The organism is Silvimonas terrae (assembly GCF_014202765.1).
Classification (GTDB): domain Bacteria; phylum Pseudomonadota; class Gammaproteobacteria; order Burkholderiales; family Chitinibacteraceae; genus Silvimonas; species Silvimonas terrae.
The window spans coordinates 262,060-277,195 of record NZ_JACHHN010000002.1 but is presented as its reverse complement, the minus strand read 5'-3'; the positions used below and the strand labels follow the sequence as shown (position 1 = coordinate 277,195).

The window sequence follows — 15,136 nt, the reverse complement described above, 5'->3', positions numbered from 1 at the left end:
AGGCCAAAGCCTCCGTTTTGGGTCACGCGCGTGGCGCTTAGTGCTTGATCAGCCCGGTGTAGATGGTGCTGGCCAACTCGCCATCCGGCGTGTCCTGAGAGGCTTCCCAAGCCATCATACCGCCCAGCTTCATCTTTTTCACGTAGTCGATCTTGTCCTTGATGACTTGCGGATCATCGTAAACCCAGATTTCGCCGCCTGCGGTTTTGACAATGGCGCGGGTTTTGTCGTCACGGTATACGTCACCCGCCTTGGCTTTGATCTCGGCATAGCTCGCAATACCTTCTTCCGAGGAGCCCTTGGCCTTGGCCTTGACCGCCTGGTGGATGCCATGTGTGTCCATACTGCCTGGCACCCAGCCATAGCCGTAGAACGGGATACCCAACACCAGTTTGCCTGACTGCACACCCTTGTCGATGTAATCCTTCACCGCCATGTCGATGGAGAACCGATCCTTGGGGCCCGTGAACAGGTTGGACTGATAACCGGTGATGCCGTCCCATGGGCCGGCAAAGTCATAGGTCATCAGGTTGATCCAGTTCACCGACGCCTGGATTTTTTCGCTCTCGATATTGTTGTAGACGTTGGCTGCGGCGCTGGCGGCCACGGTCAAGAGATAACCTGGTTTGGCGGCATCCAGTTGTTTGCGGAATTCGGCCAGCAGCGCGGTGTAGTTCTTCGGGTCCTCATCGCGCACGATATTGCCTTCGTTACCCGTTGTACCCGGGTATTCCCAGTCGATATCGATACCGTCGAACACACCGGCGGCCAGACCATTCTTGCCATCGATATTGCCCTTGATAAAGGTGTCCACGCACGATTTCACAAAGGCTTCCCGGTTTTTGGGCAGCGCCGCGTCCGAGAAGTATTTGGACCACGTCCAGCCCCCCAGCGAAATCACCACTTTCAGGTCAGGATGCTTTTGCTTGAGTTGCTTGATCTGATTCCAGTTGCCAAACAGGCCATTACTACCGGCATCCGGTTTGCCATCCAGCGTATTGGCGGCATCAACGGGTTGTTTGTAATCCTGATCCGGATAACCCACCACGCATTTGTTATCTACCACATTGCCAAAGGCGTAGTTGATGACGGTGACCTGCCTGGCCAGACCGGAGGTTTCCATGTTTTTAACAAAATACGGTGGGGTGCGACCGGTCGCCCAGGCGGGGTAGTACGCCACAAACTGCGGTTTGGCGGGCGCGGGCACGCCACCCACAACTGCAGCGGCGGCGGCAGCGGCCGGTTTGGCATCACCGCCGCCATCCTCTTTTTCAACCAGCTTGAAATTGGCAAACATGGAGGTGCCCGGCTCGCCGGAACCATTCACCCATTGTTCCAGCGCCAGGTGAAAGGCAAACTTGCCCTTGAAATCAATGCTGTAGCTGTTCCACTGATTATTGTCTTTGAGGACTTCCGCGCCGCCGCCCAGCTTGGCCGCACCGGCCAGCCAGTTATCACGTCCCGGAAAATCAGCCGTGTACCCAACCACGCCGCCACAACTGGAGCTACATGTGCCCAGGTAATCAAACGTCAGCGTGTATTTTTTGCCTTCGGCAAACTGGGTTTTGGAGAAAAGGTCTCCGCCAAACACTTTCTTGGTGAACTTGAGCGCCTTGCCACCGGGGCGCAGCGGATCGTCCACGATCGCGCCATGCATGGGCACGGTACCGTCGCCGTTCTGACCCACCCATTGCGAGAGGTCACCCTTGAAATCGTCCTGGAACACGACTTTATCGGCGTGCGCAAGCGCAGCCACCGCCATCAGCGGCAGCAACAATAGCTGTCTCATTCTTCATCCTCGTTCGGGTATTTTTTTGCCTGATTGCAGTACAACCGGCGGCCCGTCTTTTGCTGCGCAACTGCCGCGGCCTGCTGGCTCACCGTGTTCGCAATCTGTTTATTCACGATCGCGTTTTGTCCGCGACCATGCGCAAGACTCTAGCATGAGGATGCGTCGCGATAACCAGTTGTCATGTACGGCGCGCAATTTGAGCAACATAGGGCTGGCGCGGTGGCCTTGTCTGGCCGCCACAGTCTCAGGCGGCGCCGGTCGCTTTCTCGTCACGCAACGCCTTTTGCTGGCGTCGGCGCTCGGCAAAAAAAGCCTTCAGCTGGGCGGCGGCGTCCTGGGCCAGCAGGCCGCCCAGCACTTCGGTGTGATGATTGAGCCGGGCATCCATGAACGGATTGATCACACTGCCCGCGCAACCGGTTTTGGGGTCGGTGGTCGCAAACACTACCCGCGCCAAGCGCGCATGCATCATGACGCCAGAACACATCAAACAAGGTTCCAGCGTCACATATAGCTCGCACCCTGGCAGGCGATAGTTACCCAGATGCTCTGCGGCAGCGCGCAATGCCAGCATTTCCGCATGGGCAGAAGGGTCATGCCGGGTGATGGGCTGATTATGGCCGCGCCCGATAATCTGCCCTTTATGGACTACCACCGCCCCAACCGGGACTTCGCCCAGTGCCTGGGCCTGGGCGGCTTCCGCCAGCGCGGCCTGCATGAACCCGATTTGCGCCTCAGACCATTCATGCAATACCGGCAACAGTTCCGCCGGTTCAGACATGGCCCAGCAACTCCGCAGCATGACGCCGCGTGGTCTCGGTGATATCCACCCCGCCGAGCATGCGGGCGATTTCTTCGATACGCCCGGCATCATCCAGCGCGGCAACATGGCTGACAATGCCGGCGTTGCCTTTGTCTTTACTCACCTGGAAATGCTGATCGCCGCAGGCGGCCACTTGCGGCAAATGGGTAATGCACAAGACCTGGTGCGCCTTGCCCAGGTCAGCCAGCATGCGTCCGACGATTTCTGCCACGCGCCCGCCAATGCCGACATCCACCTCGTCGAAAACCAGGGTCGGCACACCGGAAAGACCGCTGGTAATCACCTGGATACCCAGACTGATACGGGATAATTCCCCGCCCGAGACAATCTTGCCCAGTGGGCGCGGTTCGGCATCGCCGTGCGCAATCTGGAAATCCACATCTTCAAGACCATGCCCACCGGCTGCGACGGGCGTCAATGCGACGGTAAAGACGCTATCGGCCAGCGCCAGCGGCTTCATCTGGGTGGTGACCGCTTTGGCAAACGGCGCCGATTGTTTTTGCCGCAATGCGGAGAGCTGTGCTGCCCGTTTTTCATAGGCAGCGCGTGCCGTCGCCACGGCTTTTTCCAGGCGGACAATCCCTTCGCCGCCACCCAATGCATCCAGTTGGCCGGCCCATTCTTGCAGCGCAAGTGGCAACCGGCCTGGCGGTTCGATGCGGTATTTGCGCGCTGTTCGCCAGACCAGATCCAGCCGGGTCTCGACCTCTTGCAAGCGTTGCGGGTCCAGTTCCAGATGATCCGCGTACCGGCGCAATTCACTCACGGCTTCGGCCAGCTGGGCATCGACACCCGCCAGCAAGTCCAGCGACGGGTTCAACTGCTCATCGTAACCAGCCAGTTCCTGCAGGCGGCGGGTGGCGCTGCCCAGCCAGCCCTGGCAGTTTTCGTCGCCGTCGCTGAGCACATCCAGCGCGGATTGCACACCATCTATCAAACTGGCGGCATGCTGCAGGCGGCGGTGCTCCCCTTGCAGTTCTTCCCATTCCGTTTCGCCCAGACCCAGCTCAGTGACTTCATTGATCTGCCACTGCAACCGTTCGCGTTCAGCTTCAAACGCGGCGGCGTTACGGCTGGCGGCGGCGAACTCTTCTTCCGCGCGTTGCCATTGCCGCCAGTAGCCAGCCACCTCCGTGGCGACCTCCGTCGCGCCGGCAAAGGCATCGAACACAGCGCGCTGGGTTTCTGGCCGCAGTAGCAACTGATGGGCATGCTGACCGTGGATATCCACCAGCATTTCGCCCAGGGTTTTCAGTTGTGCCAAGGTGGCGGCCGTGCCGTTGATAAACGCTTTGCTTTTGCCCTGACGATCCAGCGTGCGGCGTAAATTGACGTTCTCCGCGTCGTCGCCGGTCAGTTCGGACTCGGCCAGCCACGCCTGAGCGGCCGGCAGTTTGCTGATATCAAATTCGGCGGCAAGTTCGGCTTTTTCTGTGCCGTGGCGCACCATGCCCACATCGGCCCGATCGCCCAGCAACAGGCCCAGCGCATCGATCACAATCGACTTGCCCGCCCCGGTTTCACCGGTAAACACCGACAGGCCGGACGCAAACGCCAGCGCCAGCTTGTCGACAATCACGAAATTCTTCAGATTCAGAGAGAGCAGCATGGGCAGCCGTGATCAGGTTTCAGAGGAGCTTTTCGCCCCAGTGCAGTTTGTCACGCAGCATATCGTAATAGTTGTATCCAACCGGATGCAGGATACGCAGCGTATTGCGATGGCGCCGGATGATCACCCGGTCTTTCTCGCGCAGTTCGCAGTCAGACTGGTTATCAAAGTACACCCGCGCATCCGAGTTGCGCGTGAGCAGGAATTCGACTTCGCTCGTATCGTTGATCACGATCGGGCGGTTGGAAAGCGATTGCGGGCAAATCGGCACCAGCGTAATGGCGGGCAAGCTGGGGTGCAGGATCGGGCCACCGGAGGCCAGGGCATACGCGGTAGAGCCGGTGGGTGTGGACACAATCAGGCCGTCCGAACGCTGGCTGTACACAAACTGGCGATCAATGAAGATTTCAAACTCGATCATGGCGCCGGTGGAACCACGGCTGAATACCACGTCATTGAAGGCCAGTGCGTTGACGGTGTCCTTGCTGCCATCGCGCTTGACGGTGGTTTCCAGCAAGATGCGCTCTTCCGGCACAAAGGCCCCGGCCAGCATGCCGCTGATGGTGCGTTCCATGTCCTTGAGCGGAATATCGGTCATAAAGCCCAACCGCCCCTGGTTAACGCCAATGACCGGAATCCGGTACGGTGCCACCAACCGGGCCACACCCAGCATGGTGCCATCGCCACCCAGCACGATCACCAGGTCCGCCAGCTTGCCAATGGCAAGACGATCTACCACCGGGATGTCTTCAATCCCGTGTTCGGCAGCCACTTCTGCCTCGATCAACACCCGCGCGCCCAGCTCTTGCAAAGTGCCGGCGAGCTGGCGCAATGGACCACCCAGCGTAGGGGTGTTGAAACGGCCAACCAGCACAATGGTTTTAAATAGGCTCTGCATGGCTTGATCCAGACAAATACGGCTGCATTTAACCACAAGGGAGGACTCTTCGCACTTTCAGACCACAAGCGTCTCCCGACACCAACAACGCATGACAAGACTTTAACCCTAAACACAAACCACATTAGAATCGGATCATGCTCAGTGATCGTGCCCAAATCCTTCTGAAAACACTGGTCGAACGCTACATCGCCGACGGACAGCCCGTGGGCTCGCGCGCGTTGTCGCAGTATTCCGGCCTGGATATCAGTTCTGCCACCATCCGCAATGTGATGGTCGATCTGGAGCAACTGGGTTTTGTGGCCAGCCCGCATACCTCGGCCGGGCGGATTCCGACCGCGCTGGGTTACCGTTTCTTTGTCGATAGCCTGATGTCGGTGCAGTCGTTGCAAAATATTGGCCTGCAACCGGGCGCGTTGCCGCTGGATAACCCGCAACGCACCATCACCGCAGCCTCTAACCTGCTCTCGCAACTGACGCACTTTGCCGGCGTGGTGGTGTCACCCCGCCGCCAGGACACCGTGCTCAAGCAGATCGAGTTTCTGCCGCTGTCTGACAAGCGCGTGTTGCTGATTCTGGTGACGGATGACGGCGATGTGCAAAACCGTATCATCCAGATGCAAACGGCGTTCCCGCCCGCAGAGCTGATTGAGGCGGCCAATTTCCTCAACGACAATTGCGCCGGCAAGACCTGGCGTGAGTTGCGTCTGTTTGTCGAAACCGAGGTACGCTCGGTCAAAGGCCAGTTGGCCGAACTGTTAAACAGCGCCGTGCTATATGGCCAGAGCGCACTGGATCACACCTCGGAAGAACTGGTGATCTCGGGCGAGCGCAATCTGCTGGAGAGCGACGATCTCGCCAACAATATGGGTCAGTTGCGCCAGTTGTTTGAACTGTTTGAACGCAAGACGGCCCTGTTGCAACTGATGGAACTAGGCAACCGCGCAGATGGCGTGCAGATTTTCATCGGTGGCGAATCCGGCCTTGCCCCGCTGGATGAATGTTCCATCATTACCGCGCCGTATCGCGCCAATGGCCAGATCATCGGTACGCTGGGGGTCATTGGCCCCACGCGCATGGCCTATGAGCGCATCATTCCCATTGTTGATGTCACCGCCAAACTGCTATCTAGTGCGCTATCCCAATGACGCTTGCAGCCGCCGATACCATCACCATCCGTCCCGCCGCAGCGCAAGACACCTCTACGCTGGCGGCACTGGCCATGACGGTCTGGTTGCAGACTTACGCCATTAGCGGCGTCCGTCCGGCCCTGGCCAATTATGTCTTTAGTACCTTTACTGACCCGTATTTTGCCAGGCTGATCGCGGACCCGCGCCATGTGGTTCTGGTGGCCTGTCACGGTGAGCATCTGGTGGGATACGCGGCACTGGATTTTGACGCCTACCAACCCGCGGTGCCACATACCGACGTCGAACTGCAAACGCTCTACATTTTGCCGCGCTTTAGCCGCCGGGGAATCGGCCGCGCTTTGCTGTCCGCCTGCAAGGCCATTGCGGCAGAACGCGCCGGCCACTGCGCACTGTGGCTATCGGTCAACAGTCAGAATCACGCTGCTCTGGCTTTTTACAACTGCCAGCAGTTCGAGCAATATGGCACCTTGTTTTTTGAACTCGATTCGGTAAGGTACGAGAACCGGATTCTGGCATCAGCCTGAACCTGGCCGTGCTCTTGCCTGCGGGTGCTGTGTCATCGCACCCGCTTCCGCCCTGCCCTGACCCGGATTTCCCATGCTCGTAAAGCTTCGCGCTGCGCTGTGCAGCGTTGCCCTTGCCGCCGTTTTTGCTCCTGCCCTTAGCCACGCCGATGACGCCTTGCTCAAACGGCCAGAGGTGCAGTCTTATCTGGATTCCCTTGTTAACACCCAGAATTTTGACCGCGACAGTCTGAACACGCTGTTCGGTCAGGTGGTTACCAAGCCCAGCATCATCGCCGTACTGGATCGCCCCTCGACCGGCCGGCCGTGGTATCAGTTCAAGGGCAATTTCATCAACAACCAGCGCATTGTGGGTGGCGCGCGCTTTATGCGCCGCAATGCCGATGCGCTGACCGCGGTGAGCGACAAATACGGTGTGCCGCCGGAAGTCATCACTTCCATCCTGGGTGTAGAAACGCTGTATGGCCGCAATACCGGCTCGTTCCGGGTGATTGACGCCCTGACGACCATCGCCTTTGATTACCCGCGCCGCGCGGACTACTTCAAGGACCAGTTGACGCAGTTTCTGCTGCTGGCCCGCGAGGAAAACGAAAACCCGCTGACGTTTATGGGCTCGTACGCAGGCGCCATGGGCATGCCGCAATTCATGCCATCCAGCTTCCGCCAGTACGCGGTTGACTGGAATGGCGATCATCACCGTGACATCTGGGGCACGCCAGAAGACGCCATTGCCAGCGTCGCCAACTTCCTGGCCGCCCACGGCTGGCAGCGGGATGGCGATACCTATGTGCCGGTCAACGTAGCCAGTGCTGAAGACGACTTGCTGGCCGACAAATTCAACCTGCATTACACCGTGGCTGAACTGGTCAAAAAAGGCGTACAACCGCTGGATGAGACTGACCCCAATCAGCAAGCCGTGCTGTTCAGCCTGGAAACCGAGCCTGGCGTGACCAACTACTACATGGGGTTTAACAACTTCTATGTGGTCACGCGCTACAACCGCAGTACGCTGTACGCCACGGCTGTGCTGCAACTGGCTCAGGCCATCAAGGGTGCTTACGACAGCGGGCTGGATCTGCAAAGCACGTCGGACACCCCAACGCCCAAGCCGACCAAAGCCAAACCGGCCAAAGCCAAAAGCGACGGGCGCTGGAAATAACCTCCTCAACAGTACGAAGCCAGGCGTTCGCCCTGGTTTCGTACTGCGCACCCAGCGTGCGTTTGCCTCTTTTTTGCCTCTTTGTTTCATTGCAAATACATCTCGTAATCCCGATCGTGCCTTGAGGTCGCTCAGCATTACGGCAATGCAACACACAACCATTTTATTTGATAAATAAAATATCAATAATATTGATCTTAAAAGTTTTATCAAAAATCAATAACCACCTTCCATTTTTTGTCAATTCCATTTGACCCCGCCCGCACCCCCCACAGAATAATCTGAAAAATACCGATATGTGATTATCCGTACTTGGCAAAGACAACCAGCGCCCTGCACGATTCGCGTCGTGCCAGAATTCATGGAATGCCGCACAGTGCCCAGATATTCAACAGATTGTTTTTCCCCATATCTTTCTGACGGGCACTCATTTAATTTTCAGCGCGTCGGGAGACAAAAATGAAGTCCAAAAAAATGAAATTACTGATTATTGCATCCGCAGTGCTCAGCCTGCATGCCATAGCCGCAGACAATTTCTCCGGTTTTTATATTGGCGGCAAAGGTGGTTACAATCAGCTGGAGCTGAGTGGCAACCACTATAAGGACAACACAACCGAAAGCCTGACCGCCGGCGCGGAAGTTGGCTACAACTACGTATTCAAAAACAATTTTGTGCTCGGCGCAGATCTTTTTTACGATTATGTAGACCGCAAGGCAAACAGCAATGTTGATGCCGGCAATTTCGGCACTGATGGCTGGGGCGCAGATGTAAAGCTGGGCTATCAGATTGCGCAATGGATGCCCTATGCCAAACTCGGTTACGGCCGCATCAAAGGCACCGATGTCATTCGCGACTTCTCTGCCAACGCATTCCATGGCGGCCTGGGTGTGGAATACAAAATTGCGCCGGCCTGGGGCCTGACCGGTGAATGGCTTGCCACCTCGCCGTCTGATAATGGCGTCAAGATCAAGAGCAACAGCGTGACCCTGGGCCTGAACTATCACTTTGGCGCCAAGGCTGCCCCGGCACCGGTCGCCGTCACCCCGATGCCGACACCTCACGCAGAACCTGTAGTCGTGGTTGCGCCGGAACCGGTAAAGGCCCAAGTGGTCGCGCCCAAACCGCCGATGGAAACCCGCCACTTCTCGCTGAAGTCTGACGTGCTGTTCGATTCCGGCAAAGCCACCATCACTCAGCAAGGTCGTGACGAGTTGAACAAGCTGTATGAACAGGTTGCCAATATCGACGCCCGCGACGGCCGCGCTATTGTGGTTGGCTACACGGACCGCACCGGCCCCGCCAAACTGAACAAGGATCTGAGCTATCGCCGCGCCCAGGCGGTGAGTGCCTACCTGATCAGTCGTGGCGCGCCTGCCAACCGTATCGAGGTACAGGGGATGGGCTCCGCCAATCCGGTCACAGGTGCTAGCTGCAATGGCATTGGCAACCGTGCGCGTTACGTGACATGCCTGGCGCCGGATCGCCGTGTTGAGGTCGACATTCAGGGTACACAGACCACCGTTGCCCAATAAGCAACGCTGAAATGAAAAAAGCCGATCAGTTTGACTGATCGGCTTTTTTTATATTGCGCCGGACTTAGAGCCGGACTTGAGGCACACAGCCTCAGGCGCGCGTGGCCATCACCCGCTGCCGGCGGGTTTCCGCCAGCACAATCCCGCTGGCCACCGATACATTCAGGCTTTCGACCGAACCAAACATCGGAATCGACACCAGCACGTCGCAATGTTCGCGGGTCAGCCGGCGCATGCCATCACCTTCGTTACCCATCACCCAGGCCAGCGGGCCGGTGTGGTTGAAGTGATGCAGATCGGTATCTGCTTCACCGGCCGTGCCGGCAATCCAGATTTCGCGTTCCTGCAGTTCGCGCAGGGTGCGCGCCAAATTGGTCACCATCACGTACGGAATGACTTCGGCCGCGCCGCAGGCCACTTTGGATACCGTGGCTGTAATGCCAACCGACTTATCCTTGGGGGCGATGACCGCGTGGACCCCCATGGCGTCGGCCACACGCAGACACGCGCCCAGATTGTGCGGATCGGTAATACCATCAAGCACCAGCAGGAACGGCGGCTCGTCAAGGTCATCGAGCACGTCATCGACAGTGATGTACGACTTGCCTGCGTCAATCAGCGCGGCCACACCCTGATGACGACCACCGGCAGCCAGACCATCCAGCCGTTTGATATCGACCAGATGCACCTTGCAGCCCTGACCTTCCGCCAGCCGCGCCAGGTCTTTGGAGCGCTGGTCCATGCGCGCGGCGTTCAGATACAACTCCAGCACGCTATCGGGAAAGCGCTTCAGGCGCGAAGTGACGGCGTGAAAGCCGTGGATGACTTTTTGATCCATGATGCCTTGCCATGATCGTGGCGAATACTGGGTGAACCGTGAAGTTTACAGCATTGAAGAGGCCCACACACACTTACGCCTCACCCCTGGCCGCTCACACACGTATAATGACGCCTTTACCGCCTGCCCCTGCCGCCCCGTGTCCGCTCCCGCCATCCCCCGCGCAGGCGAACGTCTGCAACTTGCCCTGCCCCCTGGTTCCGCCGACAGCCTTTTGCTGGCGCGTTACTCCGACCGTGCCCGTCCGCTGGTGGTATTGACCGATGCCGCCCATGAGGCCACCCGCCTCAAGGAAGAACTGGCGTATTTGCTGCCGGACAAAGCCGTGGTCATGCTGCCAGATTGGGAAACGCTGCCGTACGATCACTTCTCGCCGCACCAGGATCTGATCTCTGAGCGGTTGGCGACCCTGTGGCAGATTCGCGAGGGCAAGGCGGATATCGTCATCGTGCCGGTGCAAACCGCCATGGGGCGACTGGCACCGGTGGAATACCTGGCGGGCTACACCTTCTTTATCAAAAAGGGCCAGAAGTTCGACGCAGAAAAAATGCGTGCCGATCTGGCCTTTGCCGGTTACAGCCATGTCACCCAGGTGTACAGCCCGGGCGAGTTCTCCATCCGCGGCGGCTTGATTGATCTGTTCCCGATGGGCTCGCCGTTGCCCTACCGTATTGATCTGTTTGACGACGAGATCGAAACCATCCGCACCTTTGATGTGGATACCCAGCGCAGCCTGTATCCAGTGCCAGAGGTACGCTTGTTGCCGGCGCGGGAGTTCCCGATCGATGACGGCGGCCGCACGCGGTTTCGTCAGCGTTTTCGGGAAGTATTCGAGGGTGATCCGTCCAAGTCCCGGCTGTACAAGGATATTTCCAGCGGCGCTACGCCCGCCGGTATCGAATACTACCTGCCGCTGTTTTTTGAACACACCGCGACCCTGTTCGACTACCTGCCCGCCAGCGCCTTGCTGGTGCTGCGCGGTGATCTGCAAGAGGCCGTCCAGCGTTTCTGGGCCGATACGCAAGATCGCTACCGCAATCTGTCTGGGGAAAAAGACCGCCCCATTCTGAAACCGGGCGATCTTTACCTGATGCCCGACACCTTCTTTGGCAGCTGCAAGAGCTGGCCACGGCTGGAATTCGGGAGCGCCGCAGACGAAAACCTGGCCGAAGCGCTGCCGCCGCTGGATGTTGATCGTCGCGCCGACAATCCGCTCGCCAAACTCACCAGCTTTCTGGACAGCTTCAAAGGTCGTGTCCTGATCTGTGCCGAGAGTCTGGGCCGGCGTGAAACCATGGCGCAGTATTTTGCCGAATACGGGCTCAAACCCGCTTTGGCCGAAAGCTGGCAAGGGTTTATCGAGGGCAAGGAGCGCGTCATGCTCGCGCCGGCGCCCTTGTATCGTGGTTTTGTGCTGGCCAAAGAAAAACTCGCCATCATCACCGAAGGCAATCTGTATGCCGCGGTGGCGCAATCACGTGGCAAAAAACAGCAAAAACGCAGCAATACCGACACCATGCTGCGCGATTTGTCCGAGCTGAAAATCGGTGATCCGGTGGTGCACGAAGCGCATGGCATCGGTCTGTATCAAGGTTTGATCTCGATGGACCTGGGCGAGGGTGAAACCGAGCTTTTGCTGATCGAATACTCGGGTAGCGACAAGCTGTATGTGCCCGTCTCGCAACTGCATGTCATCAGCCGCTATTCCGGCGGCTCGCCAGATGCCGCGCCGCTACACAAGCTGGGCTCCGGTGCGTGGGATAAAGCCAAACGCCGCGCAGCGGAACAAGTCCGTGATACCGCCGCAGAACTATTGAACCTCTATGCCCGTCGTGCCGCACGCGAAGGTCATGCCTTCGATTGGTCATACAACGATTACGAAGCCTTTGCCGAAGGCTTTGGCTTTGAAGAAACCGCCGACCAGGAAGCCGCCATTGAGGCGGTGCTGATCGATATGCGGCTGGGCCGCCCGATGGACCGCCTGGTATGCGGCGATGTGGGCTTCGGCAAAACCGAAGTGGCCCTGCGCGCCGCGTTTGCGGCGGTTGCGGGTGGCAAACAAGTGGCGGTTCTGGTACCGACTACCCTGCTGGCAGAACAGCACTTCCAGACCTTTTCTGACCGCTTTGCCGACTGGCCGGTCAAGATTGTCGAACTATCACGCTTTCGCTCCACCAAAGAAGTCGCCGCCGCACTCAAGGGGTTGGCGGATGGTCAGGTGGATATCGTGATCGGCACGCACAAGCTGGTGCAGCCGGATGTCGAATTTGCCCGGCTGGGCCTGGTGATCATCGACGAGGAACACCGTTTTGGCGTGCGCCAGAAAGAACAGCTCAAGGCCCTGCGCGCCAACGTCGACGTGCTCACCCTGACCGCCACCCCCATCCCTCGTACCCTGGCCATGAGCCTGGAAGGTCTGCGGGATTTCTCCGTGATCGCCACCGCCCCATCACGCCGCCTGGCGGTGAAGACCTTTGTTGCCAAGTTCAATGAAGGGGTGATCCGCGAAGCAGTGCTGCGCGAACTCAAGCGCGGCGGGCAGGTGTTCTTTCTGCATAACGAAGTCGAAACCATCGAGAACATGCAGCAGAAACTGGCTGCGTTGTTGCCCGAGGCCCGGCTGGGTGTGGCGCACGGTCAAATGCGCGAGCGTGAGCTGGAACATGTGATGCGCGATTTCTACGCACAGCGGTTCAACGTCTTGCTGTGCACGACGATCATCGAAACCGGCATTGATATCCCCAATGCCAACACCATCATCATGAACCGGGCCGACAAGTTCGGTCTGGCGCAGTTGCACCAGATGCGCGGCCGCGTGGGCCGCAGCCATCACCAGGCCTACGCCTATCTACTGGTGCCGGATGTGGAAGGCATGACCTCGTCGGCCAAGAAACGGCTGGAAGCCATCCAGATGATGGAAGAACTGGGCTCCGGCTTTTTCCTGGCGATGCACGATCTGGAAATTCGCGGTGCGGGTGAAGTGCTGGGCGATTCCCAATCGGGCGAGATGCAGGAAATTGGTTTCTCGCTGTATTCGCAAATGCTAAATGAAGCGGTCAAAGCCCTCAAAAAAGGCATCGAGCCCGACCTCTCGCAACCTTTGGGGGTCACCACCGAAATCAACCTGCACGCCCCGGCCCTGTTGCCCAATGAATACTGTCCGGATGTGCATGAACGCCTGAGTCTCTACAAGCGCCTTGCCAATTGCGAAACCACGGACGAGCTGGACGACCTGCTGCAAGAGCTGATCGATCGCTTCGGCCTGTTGCCCGACCCCGCCAAGGTGCTGCTGGATTGCCACAAACTGCGCATGCTGGCCAAGCCGATTGGCATTACCAAGATTGACGCCGCCGACAGTGCCATTGTGATCAGCTTTGCTGCGAACACGCAGGTTGATCCGATGAAGATCATCACGCTGATCCAGAGCAAAAAGAACTACCGGCTGGCCGGCCAGGACCGTTTGCGCCTGGAAGGCAACTGGCCGGAAGCGCCTTTACGCGCGGTGCGGGTGAAAGAGTTGCTGGCGGAGCTGGTAAAGCCTTGAGGGGTGCGGCCAGTTCATCGCATCTCGCAAACCAATACTTCGTCATTTCGGCCTTGAGCCGGAATCCAGCACGGTAGGGTAGATTCGCGCAGCAATCCACCTTTGCATTGGCATTGGTGGATTGTCGCTACGCTCCGAATCCGCCCTACGCACCGACACACCATTTGCGGCGTCCGCAGCACAGATGTTTACGACTGGATTCCGGCCTCCGCCGGAATGACGAAGCCGCAGGTAGCCAACAGACCCTTCTTGCGTGCAGACGGTTGCGGACTTGAGACCCACTTTTGCAGAAAGTCCCCTTACAACCCCGCCAGTTCCTTCACATGTACCGCCACACTGCGCGCCAGTGAAGACAAGTCATAACCGCCTTCCAGCATCGACACCACCCGCCCCTCGGCATGCAAATCCGCCAGCTTGACGATTTCCTGCGTCACCCAGGCATAGTCTGACTCCACCAGCCCCATGGATGACATGTCGTCTTCCCGATGCGCGTCAAACCCGGCTGAAACCACAATCAATTGCGGCTTGAACGCGTCCAGCGCCGGCAACCAGTGCTCGCTGACCATGGCCCGAAAATCCGGGCCGGTGGTGGCACGGGGCTTGGGGATGTTTTTCATGTTCTCGCCCAGCGGTACATCGCCGCAATAAGGAAAGAACGGGTGCTGGAACCAGCCCGTCATCAGCACGCGCGGGTCTTTGCAGAAAATATCTTCGGTGCCATTGCCGTGGTGAACGTCAAAATCAACAATGGCAACGCGCTCCAGCCCGTATTGCGCCATCGCATGCGCCGCCGCGACGGCAACATTGTTGAACATGCAAAATCCCATCGCCCTGGCATGTTCGGCGTGGTGACCTGGCGGGCGCACGGCGCAGAAGGCGTTATGGATCTGGCCGCGCATGATCATGTCCACGGCGCTGATGCCGGCGCCGGCAGCGTGATAGGCTGCCCGCAGGCTGTAGGGGTTGATGGCGGTATCCGGGTCCAGATGAACATACCCGTGCGAGGGCGACATCTGCGCCAGTTTGTCCAGATACGCAGTGTCATGGACACGCGCCAATTGCGCATAGCTGGCGGGCTCGGACTCGACGTGCAGCAAGGTGTCCCATAGACCGGCCGCCATCAACCGATCCTGAATGGCGGAAAGACGCTCCGGGCATTCCGGATGGCCCTTGCCCATTTCGTGCATGGTGCATGCACTGGCGCTGATATAGGCAGTCACATCGTTTCTGGTTGTTGCCAAACGCCCAACTCCCGTCCGGTACCG

11 protein-coding genes are annotated in these 15,136 nt (G+C 58.5%); 5 read left to right on the top strand and 6 right to left on the bottom strand.

Translation table 11 applies throughout. The annotated features are described in order from the left end of the window. Positions 1-37: 37 nt before the first annotated feature. The 4 genes from HNQ50_RS05490 to HNQ50_RS05475 all read right to left on the bottom strand — a co-directional run bounded on the left by HNQ50_RS05490 (position 38) and on the right by HNQ50_RS05475 (position 5,122). Positions 38-1,789: a glycoside hydrolase family 18 protein gene (locus HNQ50_RS05490; protein WP_184098411.1), complete on the bottom strand. Its 1,752-nt coding sequence runs from the start codon at positions 1,787-1,789 to the stop codon at positions 38-40. A gap of 247 nt (positions 1,790-2,036) precedes the next feature. Further along, entirely contained in the window at positions 2,037-2,573 is a 537-nt protein-coding gene (gene tadA / locus HNQ50_RS05485; protein WP_184098409.1) for a tRNA adenosine(34) deaminase TadA, read from the bottom strand. After that, entirely contained in the window at positions 2,566-4,224 is a 1,659-nt protein-coding gene (gene recN, locus HNQ50_RS05480; protein ID WP_184098407.1) for a DNA repair protein RecN, read from the bottom strand. Before recN ends, tadA begins: the two co-directional genes overlap by 8 nt. Before the next feature lie 19 nt (positions 4,225-4,243). After that, positions 4,244-5,122 carry an NAD kinase gene (locus HNQ50_RS05475; protein WP_184098405.1) on the bottom strand — a complete coding sequence of 293 codons (879 nt, stop codon included), beginning with the start codon at positions 5,120-5,122 and terminating at the stop codon, positions 4,244-4,246. Positions 5,123-5,259: 137 nt separating this feature from the next. Here HNQ50_RS05475 and hrcA point away from each other — a divergent pair, with 137 nt between their 5' ends. The 4 genes from hrcA to HNQ50_RS05455 all read left to right on the top strand — a co-directional run bounded on the left by hrcA (position 5,260) and on the right by HNQ50_RS05455 (position 9,489). Further along, a complete protein-coding gene (gene hrcA / locus HNQ50_RS05470; protein WP_184098403.1) occupies positions 5,260-6,270 on the top strand; it encodes a heat-inducible transcriptional repressor HrcA in 1,011 nt (336 codons plus the stop codon). Further along, positions 6,267-6,797, top strand: coding sequence for a GNAT family N-acetyltransferase (locus HNQ50_RS05465; protein WP_184098401.1), 531 nt, complete (start codon positions 6,267-6,269; stop codon positions 6,795-6,797). Before hrcA ends, HNQ50_RS05465 begins: the two co-directional genes overlap by 4 nt. 73 nt (positions 6,798-6,870) lie before the next feature. Further along, positions 6,871-7,956, top strand: coding sequence for a lytic murein transglycosylase B (gene mltB / locus HNQ50_RS05460; RefSeq protein ID WP_184098399.1), 1,086 nt, complete (start codon positions 6,871-6,873; stop codon positions 7,954-7,956). Between the two features lie 459 nt (positions 7,957-8,415). After that, positions 8,416-9,489, top strand: coding sequence for an outer membrane beta-barrel protein (locus HNQ50_RS05455; RefSeq protein WP_184098397.1), 1,074 nt, complete (start codon positions 8,416-8,418; stop codon positions 9,487-9,489). 91 nt (positions 9,490-9,580) lie between these two features. On the opposite strand, the gene rlmB is transcribed toward HNQ50_RS05455, so the two are convergent. Continuing rightward, positions 9,581-10,330 carry a 23S rRNA (guanosine(2251)-2'-O)-methyltransferase RlmB gene (rlmB, locus tag HNQ50_RS05450; protein WP_184099117.1) on the bottom strand — a complete coding sequence of 250 codons (750 nt, stop codon included), beginning with the start codon at positions 10,328-10,330 and terminating at the stop codon, positions 9,581-9,583. Between the two features lie 136 nt (positions 10,331-10,466). Between rlmB and mfd the strand changes: the two genes are divergently transcribed. Continuing rightward, complete coding sequence (mfd, locus tag HNQ50_RS05445; protein WP_184098395.1) at positions 10,467-13,871, top strand: transcription-repair coupling factor; 3,405 nt, start codon at positions 10,467-10,469, stop codon at positions 13,869-13,871. 299 nt (positions 13,872-14,170) lie between these two features. Here mfd and HNQ50_RS05440 read toward each other — a convergent pair whose 3' ends face one another. Further along, positions 14,171-15,112 (bottom strand): histone deacetylase family protein, encoded by a 942-nt coding sequence (locus HNQ50_RS05440; RefSeq protein WP_246428592.1) that lies wholly within the window; start codon positions 15,110-15,112, stop codon positions 14,171-14,173. Between the last annotated feature and the right edge of the window lie 24 nt (positions 15,113-15,136).

Bases quoted from the DNA above. Each gene is read 5' to 3' on its own strand.
- HNQ50_RS05490 (WP_184098411.1), bottom strand. From the start codon at position 1,789: ATGAGACAGCTATTGTTGCTGCCGCTGATGGCGGTGGCTGCGCTTGCG.
- tadA (WP_184098409.1), bottom strand. From the start codon at position 2,573: ATGTCTGAACCGGCGGAACTGTTGCCGGTATTGCATGAATGGTCTGAG.
- recN (WP_184098407.1), bottom strand. From the start codon at position 4,224: ATGCTGCTCTCTCTGAATCTGAAGAATTTCGTGATTGTCGACAAGCTG.
- HNQ50_RS05475 (WP_184098405.1), bottom strand. From the start codon at position 5,122: ATGCAGAGCCTATTTAAAACCATTGTGCTGGTTGGCCGTTTCAACACC.
- hrcA (WP_184098403.1), top strand. From the start codon at position 5,260: ATGCTCAGTGATCGTGCCCAAATCCTTCTGAAAACACTGGTCGAACGC.
- HNQ50_RS05465 (WP_184098401.1), top strand. From the start codon at position 6,267: ATGACGCTTGCAGCCGCCGATACCATCACCATCCGTCCCGCCGCAGCG.
- mltB (WP_184098399.1), top strand. From the start codon at position 6,871: ATGCTCGTAAAGCTTCGCGCTGCGCTGTGCAGCGTTGCCCTTGCCGCC.
- HNQ50_RS05455 (WP_184098397.1), top strand. From the start codon at position 8,416: ATGAAGTCCAAAAAAATGAAATTACTGATTATTGCATCCGCAGTGCTC.